The 22,746-nt window shown below is 63.7% G+C and carries 19 protein-coding genes; 4 read left to right on the plus strand and 15 right to left on the minus strand.

The window, feature by feature from the left end:
- The 8 genes from CAL22_RS03840 to CAL22_RS03875 are packed head-to-tail and all read right to left on the minus strand — an operon-like array spanning position 1 to position 6,788.
- Positions 1-414: a nuclear transport factor 2 family protein gene (locus tag CAL22_RS03840; protein ID WP_094810501.1), complete on the minus strand. Its 414-nt coding sequence runs from the start codon at positions 412-414 to the stop codon at positions 1-3.
- Complete coding sequence (locus CAL22_RS03845; RefSeq protein WP_094810503.1) at positions 411-1,631, minus strand: NAD(P)/FAD-dependent oxidoreductase; 1,221 nt, start codon at positions 1,629-1,631, stop codon at positions 411-413. The genes CAL22_RS03840 and CAL22_RS03845 overlap by 4 nt, the downstream gene beginning before the upstream one ends.
- Positions 1,628-1,957: a non-heme iron oxygenase ferredoxin subunit gene (locus CAL22_RS03850; protein ID WP_094810505.1), complete on the minus strand. Its 330-nt coding sequence runs from the start codon at positions 1,955-1,957 to the stop codon at positions 1,628-1,630. The genes CAL22_RS03845 and CAL22_RS03850 overlap by 4 nt, the downstream gene beginning before the upstream one ends.
- A gap of 2 nt (positions 1,958-1,959) precedes the next feature.
- Positions 1,960-3,249 (minus strand): aromatic ring-hydroxylating dioxygenase subunit alpha, encoded by a 1,290-nt coding sequence (locus tag CAL22_RS03855; protein WP_094810507.1) that lies wholly within the window; start codon positions 3,247-3,249, stop codon positions 1,960-1,962.
- A gap of 14 nt (positions 3,250-3,263) precedes the next feature.
- Positions 3,264-3,755: an aromatic-ring-hydroxylating dioxygenase subunit beta gene (locus tag CAL22_RS03860; protein ID WP_094810509.1), complete on the minus strand. Its 492-nt coding sequence runs from the start codon at positions 3,753-3,755 to the stop codon at positions 3,264-3,266.
- A gap of 26 nt (positions 3,756-3,781) precedes the next feature.
- Positions 3,782-4,882 carry a cupin domain-containing protein gene (locus CAL22_RS03865; protein ID WP_094810511.1) on the minus strand — a complete coding sequence of 367 codons (1,101 nt, stop codon included), beginning with the start codon at positions 4,880-4,882 and terminating at the stop codon, positions 3,782-3,784.
- A 56-nt stretch (positions 4,883-4,938) separates the two neighbouring features.
- Positions 4,939-5,934: an ornithine cyclodeaminase family protein gene (locus tag CAL22_RS03870; protein WP_094810513.1), complete on the minus strand. Its 996-nt coding sequence runs from the start codon at positions 5,932-5,934 to the stop codon at positions 4,939-4,941.
- Positions 5,931-6,788 carry a fumarylacetoacetate hydrolase family protein gene (locus CAL22_RS03875; protein WP_094810515.1) on the minus strand — a complete coding sequence of 286 codons (858 nt, stop codon included), beginning with the start codon at positions 6,786-6,788 and terminating at the stop codon, positions 5,931-5,933. Before CAL22_RS03875 ends, CAL22_RS03870 begins: the two co-directional genes overlap by 4 nt.
- A gap of 197 nt (positions 6,789-6,985) precedes the next feature.
- On the opposite strand from CAL22_RS03875, the gene CAL22_RS03880 reads away from it, so the two are divergent.
- Positions 6,986-7,720, plus strand: coding sequence for a GntR family transcriptional regulator (locus CAL22_RS03880; protein ID WP_094810517.1), 735 nt, complete (start codon positions 6,986-6,988; stop codon positions 7,718-7,720).
- Between the two features lie 218 nt (positions 7,721-7,938).
- Here the strand turns inward: CAL22_RS03880 and CAL22_RS03885 are convergent, their stop codons facing one another.
- From CAL22_RS03885 to CAL22_RS03910, 6 genes are all read right to left on the minus strand, one after another.
- Positions 7,939-10,353 (minus strand): TonB-dependent siderophore receptor, encoded by a 2,415-nt coding sequence (locus CAL22_RS03885; RefSeq protein WP_094810519.1) that lies wholly within the window; start codon positions 10,351-10,353, stop codon positions 7,939-7,941.
- A 166-nt stretch (positions 10,354-10,519) separates the two neighbouring features.
- Entirely contained in the window at positions 10,520-11,620 is a 1,101-nt protein-coding gene (locus tag CAL22_RS03890; protein ID WP_244193774.1) for a FecR family protein, read from the minus strand.
- Positions 11,621-11,650: 30 nt separating this feature from the next.
- A complete protein-coding gene (locus CAL22_RS03895; protein WP_094810521.1) occupies positions 11,651-12,142 on the minus strand; it encodes a sigma-70 family RNA polymerase sigma factor in 492 nt (163 codons plus the stop codon).
- Positions 12,143-12,353: 211 nt separating this feature from the next.
- Positions 12,354-14,825, minus strand: coding sequence for a TonB-dependent siderophore receptor (locus tag CAL22_RS03900; protein ID WP_094810523.1), 2,472 nt, complete (start codon positions 14,823-14,825; stop codon positions 12,354-12,356).
- A 160-nt stretch (positions 14,826-14,985) separates the two neighbouring features.
- Complete coding sequence (locus CAL22_RS03905) at positions 14,986-16,056, minus strand: FecR domain-containing protein (protein WP_094810525.1); 1,071 nt, start codon at positions 16,054-16,056, stop codon at positions 14,986-14,988.
- A gap of 8 nt (positions 16,057-16,064) precedes the next feature.
- Entirely contained in the window at positions 16,065-16,604 is a 540-nt protein-coding gene (locus tag CAL22_RS03910) for a sigma-70 family RNA polymerase sigma factor (protein ID WP_094810527.1), read from the minus strand.
- A gap of 293 nt (positions 16,605-16,897) precedes the next feature.
- On the opposite strand from CAL22_RS03910, the gene CAL22_RS03915 reads away from it, so the two are divergent.
- Both CAL22_RS03915 and CAL22_RS03920 read left to right on the plus strand, forming a co-directional pair.
- Positions 16,898-17,557: a response regulator transcription factor gene (locus tag CAL22_RS03915; RefSeq protein WP_094810529.1), complete on the plus strand. Its 660-nt coding sequence runs from the start codon at positions 16,898-16,900 to the stop codon at positions 17,555-17,557.
- Between the two features lie 220 nt (positions 17,558-17,777).
- Positions 17,778-19,001 carry an EAL domain-containing protein gene (locus CAL22_RS03920; protein ID WP_167383546.1) on the plus strand — a complete coding sequence of 408 codons (1,224 nt, stop codon included), beginning with the start codon at positions 17,778-17,780 and terminating at the stop codon, positions 18,999-19,001.
- On the opposite strand, the gene CAL22_RS03925 is transcribed toward CAL22_RS03920, so the two are convergent.
- Entirely contained in the window at positions 19,002-19,676 is a 675-nt protein-coding gene (locus CAL22_RS03925; RefSeq protein ID WP_094810533.1) for a response regulator transcription factor, read from the minus strand.
- 234 nt (positions 19,677-19,910) lie between these two features.
- Between CAL22_RS03925 and CAL22_RS03930 the strand changes: the two genes are divergently transcribed.
- A complete protein-coding gene (locus CAL22_RS03930; RefSeq protein WP_094810535.1) occupies positions 19,911-22,703 on the plus strand; it encodes a hybrid sensor histidine kinase/response regulator in 2,793 nt (930 codons plus the stop codon).
- Positions 22,704-22,746 lie beyond the last annotated feature (43 nt).

Consider the following 22,746-nt stretch of genomic DNA (forward strand, 5'->3'; position numbering starts at 1 on the left):
TCAGCGCAGCTCAGGTGGCAAATGACGTTTGCTGGTCCGGCTGGTGAACCGCCATCCCTCGGGGGTAAGTCGCAACTCATCCATGCAGGAGCGGATCGCGACCAGGCGGGGGGCTTCATCGCCCCGGCGGCCGTCGTAGGCGACTAGGTAAAAATGCACTTGTACGCGGTCGGAAGCCGTCATCTCAGCTCGCAAGTTGCTGACGATGTGAGCAGTCTCACGCGCGGGATCGCGCTGTGCCAACGCTGCAGCTACGCCTGCCGGGCCTACCAGAGCTTGTCCTTGGCGATGCCAGATGCCATCGTGGTCCATGAGAGCCGCAACGGCCTCATGGCGGCGCTGATCCAGCGCTGCAAAGAAGTTCAGTACCTGCTCGCCAGCTTGCTGGCGGAGGGGAAGAAGCGCATCACTCATATCGGTACTCCATGCTCAATTTCTGTATCGCAGACCTGGAAGTTATCGTCAGGAGGGACAGCGCTTTGTTCGACCCATTTTCTAGCTGCTCGGAACTCGCGGCCGGCATCGATCCCGACGGCGACGACCGCCGCGCCTTCGGTGCTTTGACCGATGAAAAGTTGTCCGCCGTTGCTCAGGCGCTTCGAGATGGTTCTACGCGCTAGGCCTGGAAATCCGGAGATTTGGATTAAATGGTCGTATTGCTCGGACCAAAGCAGCGGTATGGGCGTGTATTTCACGTCCTGGCCCAGCATTGCCTGTGCTGCCGCCACGCCCTGATCTTGCGCGTTCTGCCAAGATTCCAACCGCAAGCCCTGGGTTGATCGGGGGTGAGCAAGCAAGGCAACGTCGCCCGCTGCAAAAATGTGAGGATCAGAGGTGCGGCAGGCGCCGTCTACGCGAACGCCGCGAGCGCAGTCCAGCCCTGCTTCGCGTGCCAATTCATCATTAGGCGTCATGCCGACGGCCAGCAAGACTAGGTCGGCCTCGAGGGGTGGGCCTGCGCTTAACACTGTTTCGATCCCGGCGGCGCTGCGGCTCAGGCCGGTAACGCAGCAGTTAAGATGTACTGTGACTCCGGCGGCTTCGTGCCGGCGCTGCAGATATGTCGAAACCGGGAGCATGACGCTGCGGGAACACAGCCGTGGCGCTGCTTCGATTATCGTGACTTCGCAACCCAGCGCACGGGCGGTCGCGGCCGCCTCTAGCCCGATCCACCCGCCACCGATGATCGCCACCCGTGCGCGGGCATTGAACGCCTGGCGTAAAGCTATTGCATCGTCGATCGAGCGCAACACGCAGGAGTGCTCAATGCCAGGGATGAGCGGTCTGAAAGGGCGACCACCTGTGGCTAAAAGGAGTTTTTCGTACGTGATGTATCGGCCGTCCGCGCATTGCACGCGGCGAGCTGCGGGATCGATCATCTCGACCCTTAACTGCGGCAGGAACTCGATGCCGTGCGTGTGCATTTCTGCTTTGCTCAGCAGTTCAATGTCGTTGGTAGAGGTGGTTCCTGTAATCAGGCCTTTTGACAGCGGCGGGCGTTCGTAGGGGTAGTGCGGCTCGACGCCGCACAACACGATACGGCCAGTGTGGCCTTGCTCCCGTAGTGTGCGGGCCGCCCATGCGCCCGTCTGGCCGGCGCCCACGATCAGCATTGTGTTTGAATTGCTCATGCCGAATCGCCGAGGAGAAACACGGTTCCATCCTCAACGCGCACGTCGTAACAGCGGAGGGGGGTCGTTACCGGGGGGCATTGTGGCTTGCCGCTGGAGATATCAAAGACACCCTGATGTAGCGGGCACTCGATGGTGCCGTCTTCTACCCAGCCCTCAGCCAAACTGGCATTTCCATGGGGGCACTTGTCCTGAGTGGCGCAGATCCGACCTTGTAGGTTGTAGAGGCAGACCGCCTCGCCGTCGAGCGTTACGCGTAGGGTCTGCGTGTCGGGAGATATGTCTTTGACGAGGGCTACCGGCTGCCATGTTTTTGCTTCCGCCATGATCAGTAACCCATCGCTTGACGGTAATACTGGTAGAACGAGCGGATAAGAACTTCCGTAACCATGTAATCTGCGGGCTCAGTATCACGCCCACCCATTTCGATGACGCCGCGCTCGTTGGGATAGCCCGTGACACCTATCTGGCACTGGGTCAGCATTTCGCTATCGTCCATTGAGACAAACCCAGCAGGTCCAAGAAGGTTTGCGTGTTTTAGGCGCAAACGCGTCATTTCCTCATCGTCGTCCTCGTAACCGTAGTAGGTAAAGACCAACTCATGTTCTGTGGGGCTGCGAGGAATAACATGGCGGGTTTTGAGGGAATTGGCTTGAATGCCGAACTGGGCTGCTGGGAAAACCCAGGCACCACCTACCCGACCGCGGTTGAACTCTGCACGCGGCGTTACGGTTTCGAGGTCCAGCAGCTCCAAGTCATTGCGAAAGCGGCTCATCTCAGATGTCGCCTCGGTGACTTTCTTACCCTCGTTGTGCGAGACCATTACACTATGTGCCCCACCTCCAGTCGGGATGCACTCTGATTTTGAATCGGCGCGCCACAGACCGAAGGTGATGTAGAAAGTGTGCAGCAAGGTAGCGTGGTACGGGTCCTTGAGATTCTCAAGGTACATCTTCCAGTTGCTAGGAATTAGTTGGCGGCTGTAACCCAGCAGCTTGAGTTTTTTCCCGGGCAACATATGGTCGATCTCTGCCAGCACTTCGGCGCCGCAGTAGTCTTCGAAGCTCGGTGCTTCGTCTGAGAATGTCGCCCAGATTGATCCGCCTCGATTGACGCTGCGGAGTTTTCGAATCCCGTTCTTCTTGGGGTCGAAGTCACGTGGCATTCCCCCCTTGCCCATCGCTCCACGGCGGAACGGGACGCCCTGCAGGTTGCCATTCAGATCGTAGTTCCACTGATGGTAGGGACAGGTGAAGTCTGCGACTTTGCCAGTGTTTTGCCAGCAGATCTGGGCGCCGCGGTGCGCACAGCGATTTTCCAGAACAGCTATCTCGCCGCTTTCGGTGCGCACCATGATGACCGGGCTCGTTCCGATCCAGTTGCGCTTATAGCAGCCGATGTCAGGGACTTCGCACTCCAGGCCGATGTAGTTCCAGGTATTGCCGTTGAAGAAGATATCCATCTCCTTCTGGAAAACAGCCGGATCGGTATATACCCAATTTGGAATCCGGGTATGCCCTCCGTCTGGCCACCGGCGTTCGATATGAATGGGTTGCTCGGCTGCGGCCGGCGCATGCGAGGCACAAGCCTCATGAGATTCGTTGTGAGTGCAGGACATGGTCGATTCCAGAATCAAATGGGCACAATGAGCGAGGTGCGGACACGATAGTTGTCGTAGACACAGTCGCGGCGCGCCAAACGCCAACCGTCATTTGTTTGCCGCCAGATGTCGAGATAGCGCCCCACCATGTTCAGGCTGGGCTCCCGATCAGACAGCGACTCCATGATGGCAAAGTTGGCCTGCGCTTCCACCTCTTCGCCACGCCGTTTACGCACCTGCACTCCGCTTATGAAGTGCCGCAGGGAACGCGGTTCGAACATCGTCGTCTCGCGCAATGCTGTGACTCGGTCTTTGAGCATGTTTTTGTTCATGCAGTAGATCAGGCCAAGCGGTAGACCAGCATCGTGGTTCTCGCGAGATAGGACTCGATAGTGGCTGTCTTCGGTAAAAAAATCGGGCCAAGATTCTAGGTCGCCTTCGTCCAAGCAGAAGGCATAGTCATCGTAGAGATCGCGAAGCGCAGCGCGCAGTTCACGAGTATCGAGCTCGTCATGTTTCGACATAGCGTTAAGTATCCGTGCGTAGTGAGTCAGCGGGCCGCAGTAAGCTGCGCCCGATTGCTTTCGAATCCACTCTGGCTGCCCAACGCGAGGATGGGTTCCTGCAAGCGTTCCTGCCAGATCAGTGATTCCATTGCGATCTGCAAGGGATGGTCCTGGACGGTCAACGACGATGTCGTACTGTTTTTTGTGTGGTGCGAGTGCATTGCCCATCCCGGTGCCGACAAGATCAGATCGCCAGCCTTCCAGTCAAGACGCACGCCATTGACCTTGCTATAGCCCTCTCCGCGGAGGTAATAGTTGATGGCCGATGAGCTGTGGCGGTGCGGGACATGATGGTTGTCGGGCGGCGAACTGGAAATTGTGGCGAAGAAGCTGTGCGTCGTGCCAATCCTGCGTTCCGTCGCCGGGTTATAGAGCACAAAAAGACGGCGGCCGTTATAGCCCTTTGCGATGTCCTCCACGGAGGGGAGGTGCTCTGCCACGCTTGCATATGGCCAGTGCAAAGCTTTGGACTCCAATACGTCGATGTCGATCAGCCATTCATAGCCGAGGAGACGAGCGCCTTCCGTGCCAACCGGCGCATTGAGCGCCAGGTCTCGCGCGCGCGCGGATCCGGCTTGCGGGCCTTCACGACGAGTGGTGTTGGCATCCGATGGTGGTACATCGCCGTCGAACTCCTCCACGAAATGCACTTCCAACTTTTCCAGAAGTGGGGCATTGGAGTATGAGAGTCGAACCCAGGGTACTTGGCCCTCATTGCGGTAACTGTGTACCTGCATGGACGGCGTGTTCCATACATCCCATTTCCCAATGGAGAAGGTGCGGCCCCCGACACTTGCTACGCCTTCTCCGCTGATACAGATCTCCAGCATGTTGGAGTTCTTACGCAGTTTTCTGGTGCTTTCTCCGGGATTGACGACGTTGATCGTGACATCGGTTCCGGGCGCAAGGCCCAGGCCGGGGGCTGTAGCCAGCGGATGAACGATGAGGCTTGCTCTGCGGCCATTATCAGGACGCGCGGCGTCGATAAGACGCTCGATCTCCAGATCGATATCCTCTTTGGCAATCACGATAGATGGCCACATAGTCTGTTGGCGGGGCGAGTTCCCGCTCACGTCCACGAACATGGTGTTCTCCTTGCTTGATGGCGAGTCGAACTCGCCAGTTTTTTTGAGGGGCGAAATCAGCGCGATAACAGCAGGTTCTCGCGAGTCTGAGGCGTCAGACGTTGACCCAGGTTTCTTTCACAAGCCATTTGGTAAACCACGCGTGCCAAGGCAAGATCGGACAGTCCCATGCCCATGGCCTTGAATACCGTCAGTTGCGCTTCGGGTGGACGTTGGTATTTTCTGGCGAGCAGATCTGACAGCACCTCGACCCCCTCCCAGGGGGCGGCGCCAGAACCGTAACGTTCACGCAGCTCACGCGATCCGCGGCGTGCATTCTCGATGTCGTCGACGACGACCAGATCTGCGCTGTCGAAGACGTCTTGTGCAAACTCGGCTCGGGCCGGCAGGATGGCGCCTATGGCATTCAGGTGTTGGCAGTCGCGCAGGGAAACTGCATCGACAAACGGTTCTTCAGCGCGGGTGATCAACGTCACAATCTGTGCGCCATCGAGAGCCTGCTCCAGGCTCCCGACGGCTTCTATCGCAAAGTCGTAGCGCTCTCGTGCTTGCCGAACGAAGGTTTCTCGCTTCTCCGCAGTTGGGCTATAGACACGTAGAGACTGCGGCGTGCGGACGGCGGCCAACGCCGCTAACTGTGTGACGGCCTGTGGGCCCGTTCCGATCAACGCGGCGCACTGTGGAGCTTCAGGTGCCAACGTGCGGGTGGCCAACCCAGTGATGGCTGCCGTGCGCAACATTCCGAGCGCCCGAGCTTCGATCACTGCCAACAGTGTCCCGCGGGCCGCATCGAACAAAGTGAAGATGGACCCTCCCCCCTGTCGCGTATGCACCCAGGTTTTGAAACCACAGACGCCGTCTTCTCCGGTGATCACCGATCCCAGGGCGTGCATTGAACTGCCTTCTCCCCACGTCGCAAGCGCCTTTGGGACATTGCGGGCTTGCCCCTGTCCCTGCAAGGACAGCGTAGCGGCTAGCGCTTCGATTGCTGCCGGCATGTCCAGTGCACCCACTACGTCGGCTTCTGATAGATACCGCATGGTTTGGCTCATTCCACGTCCTGCCCGCATTGAGGTTCATCTATCACTGGGTTGACCAACCGACCGACGCCGGGAATGTCGATTTCGAATACGTCGCCCGGTTTCAGGAAACGTGGCGGCTTACGCGTGGCGCCGATACCCTCCGGTGTGCCGGTGGCAATTACGTCACCCGGGGCCAGAGTCGTAAAGCTGCTGATGTAGGAGATCAGGGCAGGGATGGAGAAAATCAGGTCGGCAACACTGCCGTCCTGCATCAAGTCGCCATTGAGGAAGGAGCGCACTCGTAGCGAGGCTGGATCAGGTACTTCGTCCGCAGTGACAATCCACGGGCCGAGTGCTCCGGAACGGTCAAAGTTCTTGCCTGGCGTGACCTGCGCGTTGTGTTTTTGATAGTCACGAACCGAGTTTTCGGCCATACAGGTGTAACCGGCGATGTGGGCCTTTGCTTGCTCCATTGGAATATGGCGGCCACCACGACCGATTACGACAGCCAACTCGGCTTCGAAATCCAGCATCTCCGAAGCGCGAGGGCGCCAAACGGGCTGCTCCGATCCCACCAACGAGTCTGCGTATCGGATGAACACGGAAGGATGCCGGGGGAGTTCTCGGCCGGCCTCCAGGACATGACGGCCATAGTTGAGCCCTACACAGATGATCTTTCGCGGTGCCACTACCGGAGTCAGCCACTGCAACCCGGCAACGTCGAGCAAGGGGGCTGCCTCTTGGGTGGCTCGGGCGATTTGATCCAACCCCGCATCCAAGGCACTGACCACATCGGGCCAATGGGACGTCATGAGGCGGATGTGCTGGCCCTCCCTGACGCCCCAGGCGTGGGCACCAGCGTGTACGAAGCTTTGAAGCTTCATTTTGTCTCCTCGAGTTCACGCCCTGAAAAACATTCCAGCGACGCTTTGCATGCAATGGCGGCGAAATAGCCCGTCCACTGCTCCTTTTTTTCTATATTGCATGCAATTATGTGTTTTAACAAGCCTGGTGACCTAGAAAAAACCCTCATTGCATGCAATCCGCCGATACACTGTCCCTAGTTAGAGGAGAAGACTGCATGGCCGCTCAAATCGATAAGGTCATTTCAGAATTGCGCGACATGATTCTTTCGGGAGAAATCGCTCCCGGGGAACGCATCGTCGAACTGCAGTTCGCCGCAAGATTGGGGGTGTCCCGTACACCATTGCGCATCGCCATGACCGAGCTGGAAACAGAGGGTTTGCTCGAGCGGCTGCCGTCACGCGGCTTTCGCGTGCGAGCGTTTACGGTCGATGAAATTGGTGATGCGGTGGAGGTTCGTGGTGTCTTGGAGGGCATGGCTGTTCGCCTGCTGGCCGAACGTGGCGTGCCCGAGGATGTGTTGGCCAACTTGACTGAAACTGTCGAGGCCGGACGGCAATTGCTTGCTCCTGCTGCCCGCGATCCCAAGGCGCTCGTAGATGCCCGAGCTTGGGGGCGCATCAATCAGCGTTTTCACGACATTATTTGTCAGGCCGCAGGCAATCGTGCGCTATTGTCAGCGCTAGAGCACAACAACAAGACGCCGCTCGCCGGACCGGCAGCGTTGACCCTGCCCTCCACGCCGTCCATGCTCGAGACTCCCTATGTACTGCGCGCTCAGGCTGATCACGAAGACCTCTTGCGTGCGATCACGCGGCGGGAGTCCTCTCGAGCCGAAAACATCATGCGTGAGCACGCGCACCGCAGCCGCGAGAACAAACGCGTCATGCTCGAATCCATCAAGACGGAGCGTCATAGCATGGCTTTGAGCGCCGAGTCCGTGACGCGCTGATTGCTTCGGAGTGGAAGCGGCGAAGGACCTTTCTTACTGGGACTTCATGGGATGAGTGGCGGGGGAGTGGGAGCGCTATCCGCGCGTGGTGTGCGCAAGGGCGGTGGGTCGATGTGGTGCATGCCGTCGGCGCGGCCGGAACGATGGGCATTCTGCGCGCGACAGCGTCGCGCCCCGAGCGGTGTCGCGCATGCTCAGGCCCCGCCGCGCGGGCGGCGTTACCAGCGATAGGCCGCGGTCATGATGACGGTTCGGCGTTCGCCATATCCGCAGCTGTAGGCGTCGCAGTTGCGGCCGATGTAGGTGCGGTCGGTGAGGTTGCGCACGTTCAGTGCGAGCGTCCAGTGTTGGTAGCCGTAGCTCAGCATGGCGTCGAACAGGGTATAGGAGGGGATCTTGGCGGGCGCGGTTTCGTTGGCGCCGTGCGTGGATCCCACGAAGCGCACGCCCGCGCCGGCTTTCAGGCCGTTGCTGAAGCGGTAGTCGGTCCAGAAGGAGATCTGGTTGCGCGGGGTGGCGACCAGTTGTTTGCCGATCTGGTCGGGGTCGCTGCTGGCGGTGACTTTGGCTTCCGGGGTCCAGGTGTAGGCGAGGATGGTGTTGATGTTGGGGAGCGGGCGGAAGTTTGCCTCGAGTTCCACACCGCGCACGCGGACTTCGCCTGTTTGCATGGGGACGAAGCCCTGGCCGAAGGTGATGACGTTTTTGCGGCGCAGGTCGAAGATCGCGGCGCTGTACATGTCGCGCGTGCCGGGCGGCTGGTAGCGCAGGCCGATTTCATACTGCGCGCCGGTTTCGGGTTTGAAGGGGCGGCTGGTGGAGGGGTCGATGGTCGTGGTGGGCGAGAAGGAGTCGGCGTAGCTGACGTAGGGCGCCAGTCCGTTGGGCGCGAGGTAGACCAGGCCGGCCCGGCCGCTGAATTTGTTGTCCGTCTGGTTGACGTTGCTGCCGTCGAGGTAGCTGTGCGATTTGACTTTGGCGGTGTCGTAGCGCCCGCCCAGTGTGGCGACCCAGTTTTCGCGCCATTTGATCTGGTCTTGCAGGTAGAAGCCGGTCTGCGCCAGCCGGGTATGTGCGTCGATGTAGGCATCCGGGATGGTGATGGCCTGGCCATAGACCGGCGCGTAGATGTCCAGCGACGGCGCGGCCCCAAAGTAGCTGCGTTGTTTGTAGTCGCCGTGCTGGTAGTCCAGGCCCAGGAGCAGGGTGTGCTGCCAGTCGGCCGAGCCCAGTTTGGCCTGCACTTGGTTGTCGATCGTGAAGACGCGGCCGTTTTCCGGGCTGCCGAATACGTAGCGTTCGACTTCGCGGTAGTTGGCCGGATCCTTGGGGTTGTTGGGGTTGGTGGTGATGAAGCCGCCTTGATAAACCTGGCGGTAGTCGGTCTCGATCTTGCTGAAGCGGGCGTTCTGGCGGACGGTGAGGGCGTCGTTGAGGCGGTGCTCGAAGAGGTAGCCCACTGACCATTGGGTTTGATTGAAGCGGTCGAAGTCCGGTTCGCCCACGAAGGTCGAAGTGGGGATGCGGCCGTTGGGGTTGGACAGAAGCGTGGCGTCGGGCGGCAGGAAGCCGTAAGAGTTGCCGGCGTCGATGCGGAAGTAGTGGCTGAGCAGCGTCAGGGTGGTGTCGCTGGAGGGTTTCAGCGTGATGGCCGGCGCGATGTAGTAGCGATCGTCTTTGACGTGGTCGACCTGGGTGTTGCTGTCCAGCCCCAGCGCCGTCAGGCGGTAGAGCACTTTGCCGTCTTCGTCCACGGGGCCGGAGAAGTCGCCCGCGATCTGGCGGCGCGAGTGGTTGCCGATCTGGGCCTGCAGTTCGTGCAGCGGTTCTTCGGTCGGCCGTTTGCTCACGATGTTGACCATGCCGCCCGGCGAGTTCTGGCCGTAGAGCACGGAGGCCGGGCCGCGCAGGACTTCGATGCGTTCGGCGCCGTAGGTTTCGGTGCGCCAGACCGAGTAGCCGGCGTTGTTGCGCAATTGCATGCCATCCAGGTAGAAGCCTGGCGAGTAGGCGTCAAAGCCCCGGATGGAGAGCCAGTCGTAGCGGGTGTCGAAGCTGTCGAAGGCTTTGACGCCCGGGGTGTAGGTCAGGGCGTCGGTGACGCGCGTGGCGCCCAGGGCCTCCATGCGATCGGCCGTGATCACCGAGATGGATTGGGGCGTTTCGACGATGGGGGTGTCGGTTTTGGTGCCGGTGGCGCTGAGGCGGGCCACGTAGCCCTCCACATGGCCGGATGCGGTCTCCTGAAAGTCTCCCGTGACCGCCACCGCTGGCAGGGTGGTGGCGCCCGCGCCCGAGGGCGCGGCTTTGATGATGGCGATGTTGCCGTCGAGGTGCGCTTCCAGTCCGCTGCCGGCGAGCAATTGGGTCAGCGCCTGGCGGGCGGTGAATTTGCCCGACAGCGCCGGGGCCGTCTTGGCCGCCACCAGGTCGGGATGCACCAGCAATTGCAGATGGGCTTGGCGGGCCAGTTCGTTCAGCGCGCTGCCCAGCGCTTGGGCGGGCAGGGAGATCTCGACCGGGGTTTCGGCCGGCGCGGTCTGGGCGGCGGCCGGCTCCGTGGCGGCGAGGGCGGTCGTGCCCAGTGCGAGGGCAATGACCAGGGAAAGAGGGGGCAGGCTCGGGGGCAACATCAACGCAATCTCCGCAACGGTAGTCACAATAAGAATCACTACCCATGAAGACGCACCAGCGTCGAAACAGTTGAGGTCGATTTACAAATTTCTTGAATGCTTTTTGGGGAGCCGGGGATTGCGGGTCAGTGTGAGGCGGGGCCGCCCCGCAGCGGCCCGCTGCCCGCTATGGGGCGGAAACGATCTCGGTGCTGCCTTGGCGTTTGACCAGGCGCACCGGCAAGACCTGGGGCAAGGCCTTGGCGAAGGCCCCGGCCTGGCGCAGGTCGAAGCTGCCGTTCACGCGCAGGGCGGCGACGTTAGGGTCGTCGATGGTCAGGCCGGTCGCGGCATAGCGTTCGAATTCGGCCAATGCCAGGGCCAAGGGGGTGCTTTCAAAGTTGGCGCGGTGTTCGCGCCATGGCATCAGGCCGCCGGGAGCCTGCGCCGTGACGGGGCCCAGGTGACCCGCGGCATCCGCCCGGATGGATTGGCCCGCCGTCAGCTCCACGGCGCCGGGCGGGGTCGCGCCGGTGGCCAGAGCGGGCGCGACGCGCACGCGGCCTTCTTCGACGACGACGTTGACGCTGCCGGCGTCGAGCCCCGTCTGGGTGTTGCGCACGGAGAAACGGGTGCCCACGACGGTAATGCGCAGGGGGCCGGCCAGCACGTCGAAGGGACGGCCGGCGTCGGGTTGCACCTGGAACAGGGCCTGGCCTTCCGGCAGCAGCACTTCGCGTCGTTGCGGCGTGAGCCGTACGTCGGCGCGGGTCGCGGTGTCCAGTTGCAGGGTACTGCCATCAGGCAGGCGGACCTCCAATTGCTGGCCGCGCGCGGTGACATAGGTGTGGGCGTAGCCCCAGGGGTTGAGCCATTGATGCCAGCCTATCCAGGCGGCGCCGGCGACGGCCAGGGCTACGCCGGCCGCGGCCATGCCGGAGAAAAGTCGGCTGGCGCCGGCTCGCGCGGCGCGGCGGGCCGGTCGAGCGGGCGCGGCAGGCGTCGGGCGCGGGGCGGCGCCCAGGCGGCTGACGTCGGCGGCCGGCAAGCTGGCCAGCCGGCGCCAGACGGTGTCCAGCTGATCGAAGGCGGCCTGGTGGGCGGGCGCCTCGGCCAGCCATTGTTGGAATTCGGCTTCTTCACCGGCGCTCAGGCCATCCTGGCGGCGAACCTGCCAGCTCGCCGCCATGAGCGTCAGTGCATCCTGACTCTGTGCAAACGTGGCGAACTCGCGCGCCTCGTCGTTGGCCAGGGCGGCCGAGGACGAGGAGGCGGGGCGGTCGTTCACGGATGAATGCAGGGTCATGGCGTCAGGGTACTAGTTCTTGAGCCGGTCTTCGCAGGCTTTGCACGCCAGCACGGCGCGAATGATGTGCTGCGCCACCATGTTTTTGGAGATTCCCATGCGCTCGGCGATTTCCTGGTGCGACAGGCCTTCGAACCGGTTCAGGACAAAGGCTTCGCGGCAGCGTGCCGGCAGGGCGTCGATGGTGGCCAGGATGGCTTCGGCGTGCTGGCGGTATTCGTACACCGCGTCCGGTTGCTGATGGCGGGGCGAGGCCAGCGCCTCGGTGTGCGCGTCGCTGTCGATGTCGTCGTGGTCGCGGACTTCATTGCGCCGATGCTGATCGATCATCAGGCGGCGCGCCGTTTGATGCAGCAGCGCACGAGGTTCGGGGATGGGTTGGCCGGACTGCTGGATCGCCAGGACGCGGGCGTAGCTTTCCTGCACGACATCGGTCGCCGCATCGCGGCTTTTGACCGTGCGGGCGCAGAAATTCAGCAGTTCGCGGTAGTAGCGCTCGAGCACGGGGCGGGCGATGCCAAGGGGGTGAATTCCCGGTGGCGGTCTGGGACCGCTGCGCGGCGACGGCCAACCTGATTGTCGTAATGATGATGGGAATTTTTCTCATTATCGCAGATCACGGTCGATTGTCCAGCCACGCCGCGGGCAGGTTCGCGCGGGGAACGAGGGCGCGGCCCCCTCGCGGGCGCAGGGGCAGCGCCGACGGGGGCGGGCGTCAGTAGGTGGCGCGGACGGTCAGCATGGCGTTGCGGCCGGGCCCGAGGTGGTTGTAGCCCGAGCCCACGTAGTCGTAGTAATAACGATCGAAGAGGTTGGTGACCGACAGCGAGAGCTGTACGTTGCGGTCGACCTTGTAGCCGATGGCCGCGCTGGTGATGGCGTAGCCGCCTTGCCGCCAATCCTGAAATCCCGTGGCGCTGACCGCGGTCACTCCGCCGCCCACACTCCATTGCTCCAGGCTGCCCGGCAGGCGGTAGTTGGCCCAGAGTTTGAACATGTGCTTGGGGGTGTACTGGCTGAAGTTGCTGTTGGACGCGTTGTCGTCAAAGACCTGGGTGTTCAGGTAGGTGTAGCCACCCGAGAGGGTCAGGCTGTCCGTGAGCTGGCCGGAGGCCATGATTTCGGCGCCCTGCACGCGTGCCGACCCGGCGGGGACGTAGTAGTTGTGGTCCGTGGGGTCCTGGACGATGCGGTTTTTCTGGGTGCCGCGGAAGATGGCGGCCGAGGCATTGAGCTTGCCTTCGAAGTATTCGCCCTTGATGCCCAGTTCGTACTGGCGGCCCTCCAGGGGTTTCATGAGGTTGCCCGTTTTGTCGGTGACGTTTCTGGGCGTGAAGACGGTGGAGTAGCTCAGATACGCGGAGTAGGTTTTGTCGATGTCGTAGATGAGGCCGGCAAACGGCGTGAGCTTGTTGTGATAACCGTAGCCGGTCGAGGCGCTCGAGAACGCGCCATTGTTGTTGTAGTCGTTAGTCGTGGAGTCTTTGTACCAGGCCATTCTGCCGCCCAGCACCAGGGTGAGCGGGTCGGCCAGGCTGAATCTGGCGTTGGCGTAGACGCCATAGTTTTCCGCCGTTTGCCTTTGCCGGTCTTCATAGACGCCGCCGCCGGTGGTCTGCCAGTCGAAGCCCGGCATGAGATAGGAGGTCGCGAATGAGGTGGTGAAGATGTCCCACGGTTCATTCAGGTCGCTCTTCAGGTCCAGTTTGTAGTAGTTGGCGCCGATGGTCAGGTGGTGCTTGCGCTGAAACAGGGTGAAGGGGCCGTCCGCGTAGAGGTCATAGGCCTGCTCGTGACGGCTGTAGGGCGAGTAGGCCGCCCAGGCGAGGAAGGTCTGGGTGGCGGGGTCCATCGCGCTGGCGGCCCAGGTGTTGTGATTCAGCGTGCGGGTATCGGAGTAGTGGCCCGCCAGCTTGAGCGTCCAGTCATTTTCCAGCCGGTGGCTGATGTTGGCGAAGACGGTGGCGACGTCGTTCGTGTAGCGCTGCCACGGCGGATAAAAGGAGGAATTCGAGCGCGAAGGTTGGCTGAGTTTGCCGCCCTCTTCGTTCGGAAAGCCGGTGTCCGGCCGGCCGCTGTCGGCTTCATAGCTCGCACCCAGTTGCACGAGGGTGCGCGGCGCGATGTCGGCCTCGAGGATGCCGTACACCGACGTGCCTTTGTCGAAGGTGCCGTTGTCATAGCCGAGCCGCTGCCAGGAGACCACGCCCCGGCCGCGCAGGGTGCCGGCTTCGTTGAGCGGCCCGGTCGCGTCGATCTGCCCGATGTAGGTGTCGTGGGTGCCGATGCTGGCGGAGCTGTTCAGGGCGAAGTCTTTGCCGGGCTGCTTGTGGACGACGTTGATGGTGCCGCCCGCGCCGCCCAGGCCGCCATACAGCCCGGCCGCGCCATGCAGCACTTCGACGCGGTCATACAGGGCCGAGTTCTGTTGGGGCATCAGGTCGATGGTGGTGGGAATCCCGTCGACGTTGTAGTTCGTGATCTGCCACCCCCGGGAGTAGGCCTGGGAGCCGAGAAAGGGGGTAGGCAGGCCCCGGATGACGGTCACGCCGGGCGAGCGATCCACGACGTCGGCGATGGTGCTCAGGTTCTGCGCCTGGATCTGTGCCTGGGTAATGACGTTGACCGATTGCGGGATCTCGCGCTGGGCCAGCGGTGTTTTGGAGCCCACGGTCGTCGGTGGGTTCAGCCGCTCGGCTTCGGTGTTGTTGCCGGTGACGGCGATGGCCGGCAATGTCGCCGCGCCGCCTGCGGCGGCCTCGGGCCGTGGGCGCAAGGTGTATTCGCCCGTGGCGTCGCGCACGGCTTGCATGCCGGTGCCGTCGAGCAGACGCGCCAGGGCGTCGTCCCGGCTGTAGCGCCCGCGCAGGCCAGCGGTGCTCAGGCCGGCGGTGATGCGGGCGTCGACTGACAGCGCCGCGCCGGATTGTTGGCCGAAGCGCACCAGGGCCTGGTCCAGCGAGCCGGCTGGGATGTCGAAGTCTTGCCAGGCTTGGGCGGGGGCGGTCGCGGGCTGCGCGAGGGCCGCCTGGGGCGCCAAGCCGAGCGGGGCTGCCGCGGCGGCCCATAGCAGCGTGCGGGCGAACGGTGTCAGGGCCGGCAGCCGGGGGCGGCGCGGGAGCGACGCGCGCGCGCGCTGAAGGCGGGAGACCGAGAGATGGGGCGATGGGGCCCGGCTGGCGACCATGATGCGGATTCCTCTATGCGATGCGGGGTGGGTTAGGGGAGCACCTGAGAGGGGAAAGACGATGTATCTCGCGGGCTTCCAAGAGGTAAGCCGCGAGAGCGGGAAAAAACTGCCGGTTTAAGTTGTAACGGCGACGGCAGGCCGGGGAAGCGGCGGCGGATCAGCGGCCGGCGACCGTGATCCAGTAGCGGGTGTAACGCTGCACGCGCACGGGCAGGCGCCGCTCCAGTGCGTCCAGGATACGCTCGGTGGCCTGCGGCCCGTCCAGGGGCCAGACGCCGGTGATGCGCAGGTCGGCCACCGCCGGCGCGCAGCGCAGCCGGCCCGTGCGGTAGCGGCTGAGTTCGGCAAGAAACGCTTGCAGACGCATGCTCTCGGCCGCGAACGCGTCTTGTATCCACGCCAGCCGTTCGGGCTGGACCGCCATGGGCGTATCGATGGCCTCCCGAGTGAAGCTGACTTGCTGCCCGGCGTGGATGCGCTGGGCGGCCGCGGCGGCAGCGGGGCGGACTTCGACCGCGCCTTCGGTGACGGCCAGGCGCGTGACCGCCGGGCCGCTGTCATCGGCATCGCGGCGGACGGTAAAGCGGGTGCCCATGGGCACGAGTTCGCCGTCGTCCGTGATGACGACGAGTGGCCGGTGCATGCGGTCTTTGCCGGTGGACACGAGGATTTCGCCGTTGCGCAGCACGATGCGGCGCTGGTGGGCGTTGAAGCGGATATCGACGGCGGTGTCGGTATTGAGCGACAGACGCGTGCCGTCGGCGAGCATCAGATGGCGGCGTTGGCCGACGGCGGTGTGCTCATCGGCCAGGGCCGCGGCGAGCTGGCTGCGCCAGGCCCATTGATCCTGGGCCAGGTAAAGGCCGGCGCCGGCCGCGCCCATCCATGCCAGCCGTTTAAGGGCCTGGCGGCGGTTGGACAGCGCCGCCAGCCGCGTCAATGTGGCCTGCGTTACGGCCGGGGCCACGCGGGCCTTGCTGTCCTGCAGGCGCTGCCCCATGTTCTGCAGGCGCGCCCAGGCCAGGGCATGATCGGGCTGGGCGTCGCGCCAGCGGGCGAAGGCCGCGCGGTCCTGGTCGGTGGCGACGCCGGAGGCCAGCTGGGCGTACCACGTCACGGCCTGCTCGATGACAGGGTCGGGAATGGGCCGCGCGTGCGCGTCGAGCGGGACGGGGATCTCGTGGTCTGGCCCGGCGGCGAGCAGGCGAGCGCGAACGCTTTCATCCATGGCCAGCTTCAGCCCTGCGCGTAGAGCGTTTTGTAGCACTGGGCCATGGCGCGCACCATGGCCTTTTGCACGACGTTGACGCTGACGCCCAGTTGCTGGGCGATCTGCGGGTAGGTCAGCCCCTCGATCTGGGACAGCAGAAAGATGCTGCTGACCCGCGCGGGCAGGCCATCGAGCAGGCTGGCGATGTCTTCGAGGGTTTCGAGAATCAGCGCGCGCTGTTCGAGGGAGTACACCGTGGCTTCGGGTTGGGCGGCCAAGGCCTGCAGCCAGGCGCGCTCGACGGCCTGGTGGCGCCAGTGGCTGACGACCAGGCCGTGGGCGATGGTGGTCAGGTAGCTGCGGGGTTCACGGATGGCGTCGCGATCGCGCGCCCGGAGCACGCGCACAAAGGTGTCGTGCGCGAGATCCGCTGCGTCGAAGGAGTTGCCGAGCTTGCGGCGCAGCCACCCGAGCAACCATCCGTGATGCTCGCCATAGAGGACTTCGACGTGAGAAGAGGAGGGATCGGGCACGATCTGGTCTGCGATGCCGTCCCCGACATCCATGATCTAAATGGGAATGAATATCAATTATCGCAGAAGCGGGGATTTCCGCAAAGAGTTGTGAGTAAACGTTGCTTGGCGGCATCAGCGCGCGTGGGGGTGCCGCGGCGCGGCCCGCCCCGGTTTTTGCCCTGTTTCGTAAAGCACGGCACGCCGCGCGCCCGTCCTCGGCGTTTTTTCGTACTAGTACGGCCGCTTTCTCGTCAGGATGCGAACAAGTACGAGAGGGCGGCCCGGGGCGCGGAATTACAGTTGTCATCTCTCGTGCCGGACATGGCAAAAAAAGGCAATGCACGATGACAATTTCTTTAATTCTCGCGGATGACCACCCTACGCTCATCGCGGGTCTGAAGTACGAACTCACGCAGTTTCGCACCATTTCCGTGCTCGGCACGGCCAGCAATTCCACCGAGATATTCGCGCTGCTCGAACGTTATCCCTGCGATTTGCTGGTGACGGATTATGTGATGCCGGGCGGTGACTTTGGCGATGGGATGAAGATGGTCTCATCGCTGCGCAGGCGCTATCCGGATCTGAAAATCATTGTGTTCACGACGATAGAGAATCGCGCCGTCGTGGCCGAGGTGGTCAGAACCGGCGCCAACGCCGTGCTGAGCAAGGCCGATGTGATCGATCACATGATCTCGGCCATCCATGCGGTCTATGCGGGGGCGACATATCTGTCGCCCAAGTTCAGACCCGCCGCCATCAGTGGCGGGGCGATGGACGCTGCTGCGCAAAGAAAGCTGTCGCGGCGCGAAGCGGAGGTGATCCGCCTCTATGTCTCCGGGGTGTCGGTCAGCGAAATCGCGAGCCGTTTCAATCGCAGCAAGCAGACGGTGAGCTCGCAGAAGGCCAGCGCCATGCGCAAGCTGGGAATAGAGCGGGACGTCGAGTTGTTCAAATTCGCCTATGAAACCGGCCTGCTGAGCGTAAGCGGCAGCAACGAGGACTAGCGATGCGCACGATCCGGGCCGCGCTGCATTTTTGGTACTAGTCCGATTGTTGGCCCCCAGGGCGCCGCCCATACTTGTTCTGTCGCCGCGCACGCCGGCCTTCCTGAAACCCTGACGCCCGACCCGGGCGCGATGGCGCGCGCGCCTGCGCGCTCGCGTCTGGGTCGTCCGTGGCGCCCTTATTGCAACCCGTGGGACCTTCATCATGGACAACGCACTCGTGAAATCTGTACCCGCGTTTGCCGGCGGAGCGGTCGTGGTCGTGCTGGGGCGGCAGCGCGCGCTTGATGCGGTGTGGCAGCGCGTGCGCGCTCATGATGCCGTGGCCGCGCTGCACCACTGTCCGGATCTGGATGTGCTGATGAACTGGGTGCGTGGCGGGGGCGTGGATGTGATCGTCTGCGATGTCACGGATGGCCGCAGCGAAGGCCTGTGGGTGCCGTCGCGCATGTTGCGCCAGGCCCGTCAGGCGCAGCGCCTGCCCAAGGTGCTGTGGATCAGCGATATGCCGGCTTGCGCGCTCGACCCGTTCGCGGCGCTGTGGCAGGAGCAGGGGGTGCGGATACGCACGGCGGCGCCCGACGAGGACGTGTCGCAGGCGGTGTTGCGCTGCCTGACGTCGGCCCCGCGCGCGGTGGAGCTGCCGGCCGAGGTCATGAGCGAGCGCGACGAGCAGTTGGTGGCCGCGCTGGCCGGTGCCGACACCGGGCAGGCGCGCATCGTGTTGCAGCCGCAAAAGGAGTTGTCGACTGGCCGGATCGTCGGCGCCGAAGCGCTCATCCGCTGGCGGCAGCCGGCGCTGGGCGACATTCCGGTCGAAGACATGCTGCGCGACGTCGCGCGTCTGTCATTGGGGCCGATGCTGTTCCATTTCGTGACCGAACGCGCCATCGCCCTGCAATTGCAGCTGGTCGGGGCCGGGATTTATACGCGGTTATCGGTCAATGCCTCGGTGGCGACGCTCGCCATGCCGGGGGTGGTCAACAGCCTGGATGCGCGGGTGCGTGACCGGGGGCTGTCGGCCGGCCTGCTGAACATCGAAGTGACCGAGCGTGGCCTGATCGCCGATATGGCGGCGGTGAAAACGGGGCTGCTGCGGCTGCGGGCGCGGGGGTTCGGGATCAGCATGGATGACTTCGGCACCGGCTCTTCGAGCCTGGAGCGTCTGGTGCTGCTGCCGTTTGACGAGATCAAGATCGACCGCGTGTTCGTGCAGCGCTTGCCGTTTGACGCGGCGTCGCGCGCCGTGGTGTCGGCCGCGCTGGAGCTGGGGCGGGTGATCGGTGCGTCGGTGGTGGCCGAGGGGATAGAGACCGCCGAGCAGGCACGGTATGCGCAGGACCTGGGTTGCCTGACCGGGCAGGGCTACGGGCTGGACCGGCCGATGGAGGTTGACGCCTATGTGCGCAAAGTCGACGCGTACGGCAGCCGGACGAGCCCCTGATCAACCGGTATCCGGGTCGGGCGGCGGCTTTTCCGCCGCGGCCACGAGGCCGGTTTCGAAGGCAAAGCGGAAGAGGTCCGCATCGCGCTCGATGCCCAGCTTGCGCATGGCGCTGGACTTCTGGCTGCTGATGGTTTGCTTGGAGCGGTTCAGGTGTGCCGCGATTTCGTTGATGGATTGCCCCGAGGTGAACAGGCGCACGACTTCGAGTTCGCGTTTGGTCAGATCGGGGCCGGATCGTGCGGGCTGGTTGCGGCTGTCGCCCATCTGTGACGGATTGCTGGTCGGGAAGTAGTTCGCGCCCGCATAGACGGCGTGGATGGCGGAGATCAGATAGCGGATCTCCATCGACTTGCCGATGACTGAATGCACGCCGAGCTTGAACAGCTCCTGCACGATGGCCGGGCTGTCCAGCGTGGTGAAGACAATGATTTTCGTGCCGGGGTAGTTGCGGCGCAAATAGGAAACAAAGGAGATCCCATCGCCGTAAGCGCCGCCCGGCATGGCGTAGTCGGTCACCAGCACGTCACAGGGCACGGTATCGAGCAGCGCGATCAATTGCCCCGAGTCGCGCGCCAGACCCTCGACCTTGAGCGTGGCGACGGCCTGCAATTCGTGCTTGATGCCGGAAAGCAGGGCGGGATGATCATCGGCGAGCAGGACGTGGATCTTCATGGCGACGGTTGGCCTTGGGCAAATATCAAGGGGCGAGGGTCGGCAACGCCAGGCGCCGCGCGGTAAACGGTAAGGACGAGCGGCCGTCCGTGGAATGCAAACTGCTCGGGTGCAGCTTCGGGGCGCGCAGCAGGCTTTGAAGAACAACGTGATGGATCCCGCTCTCCGTCTCCCATTACCGGGAAGCAGATCCGCAATGGGAAGGGGTGCGCCTACAAGGCAACCTTAGCACGCATGACTGTCGATAGAAACCTCACCATTCTTGCCCGCATCCGGCGTTTCCAGCGGTTTTTGCTCTTTGGCGGCGGGCTGTTGTGTACGCTGATCGCGATTTTCCTGCTCGCCTGGGGGGTGAACGCCACGCTGGAGGCGTCCTTGCAGGCCAAGCGGCGCGCTTTTGCAACCAGCTACGACTTTGTCCAGCACTTCGGGCGGCAGGGCGTGATCGCCCCGGAAAGACTGAGCGGCAGGCAGGGCCTGGCCGTGCTGGTCGACCGGCAGGGGGATACGGATGCCCGGCAGGGCGATTGTGTGTCGCACGCCTGTCCGCTGACGCAGAAGACCATCACCCGGCTGGCCGCCAGCGCGGGCGGCCAGGTCAAGGAAGAACGGGCCGACGGCCTGCTGCTGCTCTACCGCCGGCTGCCGGATTCGCGGGTGCTGATCCATGCCTACTCGCCGCACGGGCTGAGCGCGACGGCCAGCGGCAATGTCGTCATCGATCTGATGCTGACGCTGCCTACCCTGGCGATGATGTGGCTGTTGCTGCTCTCGCTGAAACTGCGGGTTTTCCGCCCGCTGTTGGAGTGGTCGCGCCGCGTTTACGAGGGCGACCGGCTCAGCCGGGCGCTGATCGATACCGCGCCGGTCGGTCTGGGGGTGATCGCCACCGATAACGGCAAGGTGCTGATGCGCAGCCCCGTGATGGCGGAGCTGGCCCGGCGGATCGCGCCTGCCGAAGAGACCTTGGCGGAGCGCTGTCTGCAGCAGTATGCAAGCCACGTGAGCAGCGGCGACGCCAGCTGGCGGCATGGCGTGTTCAATCAGGATTTCCGGTTCGACACGCATGACCACAACGGGCTGGAGTTGTCGGTCAGCATGGTGCGGGCCCGCTACCAGGGCAAAAGCGTGCTGGTGACGGCGTTTACCGACGTGACGGCCAAGACGCGGGTGGAGCAGCAGTTGCGCAAGGCGCGGCAGGCCGCGATCTCGGCCAACGCGGCCAAGTCCGCCTTTCTGGCGGCGATGAGCCATGAGATCCGCACGCCCATGAATGCCATCCTCGGCAATCTGGAGCTGTTGTCTCAATCCTCCCTGACGCCGGAGCAGAGCGAGCGGCTGCGCACGATCTGGGATTCTTCGGAGGGGCTGCTGGCCGTGGTCAACGACGTACTGGATTTCTCGAAGATCGAGGCCGGCGAGTTGCGGCTCGAGCGCATCGAGTTCGACGCGGTGGGCGTCTTGGGCCAGGCGATGAGGTTGTTCCTGCCTGCCGCCCGCGCCAAGTCGCTGTGCATGACGGGCTGGTTTGGCGAGGCGGTGGAGCTGCCGATGGCCGGTGATCCCACCCGGCTAGGGCAGATCATCAACAATCTGCTGTCGAACGCCATCAAGTTCACGCCTGCCGGCGAGGTCGATCTGTGCCTGGCGCTCGAGCAGGAAGCCGGCTGGATCACCATCGAGGTCCGCGACACGGGGATAGGCATGTCCGCTGAGCAGATGAGCCGATTGTTCCGGCCCTTCAGCCAGGGCGATGTCACGGTCAACCGGCGCTTTGGCGGCACGGGGCTGGGCCTGGCGCTGTCGCACCGGCTGGCGCAGGCCATGGGCGGCGCGCTATCGGTGCGCAGCGTGGCCGGGCAGGGCAGTGTGTTCACGCTGCGGCTGCCTTTGGAGGAGGCGCCCGGCGCGCCGCAAATGCCGCATTTCGATGGCCAGCACGTGCTGGTGCTCAGCGCCTGCCCCACGGCGAGCCTGCGCCTTGAAGCCGCCTTGCGCGCCTGGGGCCTGCGGCCTCAGATGTGTGCCGATCCGGGGCTGCTGGATCCGCACGCCATCCAGGCGGCCTCGGCGGTCGTGCTGTGGGCCGATACGGCCAACTGGCCGCCCGAGCACGAAAACCGGGTGATCGAGCTCTCGCACTGGGTGATCGATTGCGCCGCGGATGGGCCCTGCGATCCTTTGGTGATGGGCCGCGTGCTGAAGACCTCCAGTATTGGTCTGGGCGGTCTGGCGGCGAGCCTGGGGCATGCTTTGCTCGGCGCGCCGCTCAACGGCAGCGGACTCAAACGGGCGTACTTCGAGCGTGCGCTGCGTATCCTGGTCGTCGAAGACGACGCCATGAGCCGCACCTTGCTGGAGGATCAGTTGCGGATGCTGGGGTGCGAGCCGGTCTGCGTCGAGGACGGGTCGCGGGCATTGGCCTGCCTGGAAGGCGCCGCCTTCGATATCCTGTTGACGGATCTGACCATGCCCGGGCTGGACGGCTACACCGTCGCCGAGCATGCGAGCGCGCGCTGGCCCGATATGCCCATTATTGCCGCCAGCGCGCATGTGGCCTCGCAGGAGCGCGCGCGCTGCCGGCTGGCGGGCGTGGCGGTGGTGTTGAGCAAGCCGCTGGCGCAGACGCAGCTGGCGCAGGCAATTTCGGAAGTCACGGGCGAGCGGATAAGATACTTGCATGTGCGCGCCGGGGCGGCGGCCGGCGATATCGCGGCGGCCAAAGACTGGGAGGGCTTGTACGCCAAGGCCTGCCAGACATCGCTGGCCAGGCTGCGATTGGCGCGCCAGGGCGGAGACGTCATCGTTCTGCTGGCCGAGTTGCACACTTTGCGGGGCATGCTGTCCATCTTCGGCGAGAACAAGCTGGGCCGTGTCGTGTGCCAGGTCGAGGCCTACCTCAAGGCCGAGGGCGGTCTGGCCGTATCGGGATCGCTGCTGGATTCCATAGAAGAACAGCTGGAGGGCGCCGCTGACGGCGGCGCAGACGGTTCAAGGAATGGCCAGACGCCGCGCGCGCCTGGATGAGCACCGATGCTGCAACCCCAATCTCAGACCATGATGAGCTGAC

Origin of the sequence: Bordetella genomosp. 12 (genome assembly GCF_002261355.1) — a bacterium.
GTDB lineage: Bacteria > Pseudomonadota > Gammaproteobacteria > Burkholderiales > Burkholderiaceae_B > Bordetella.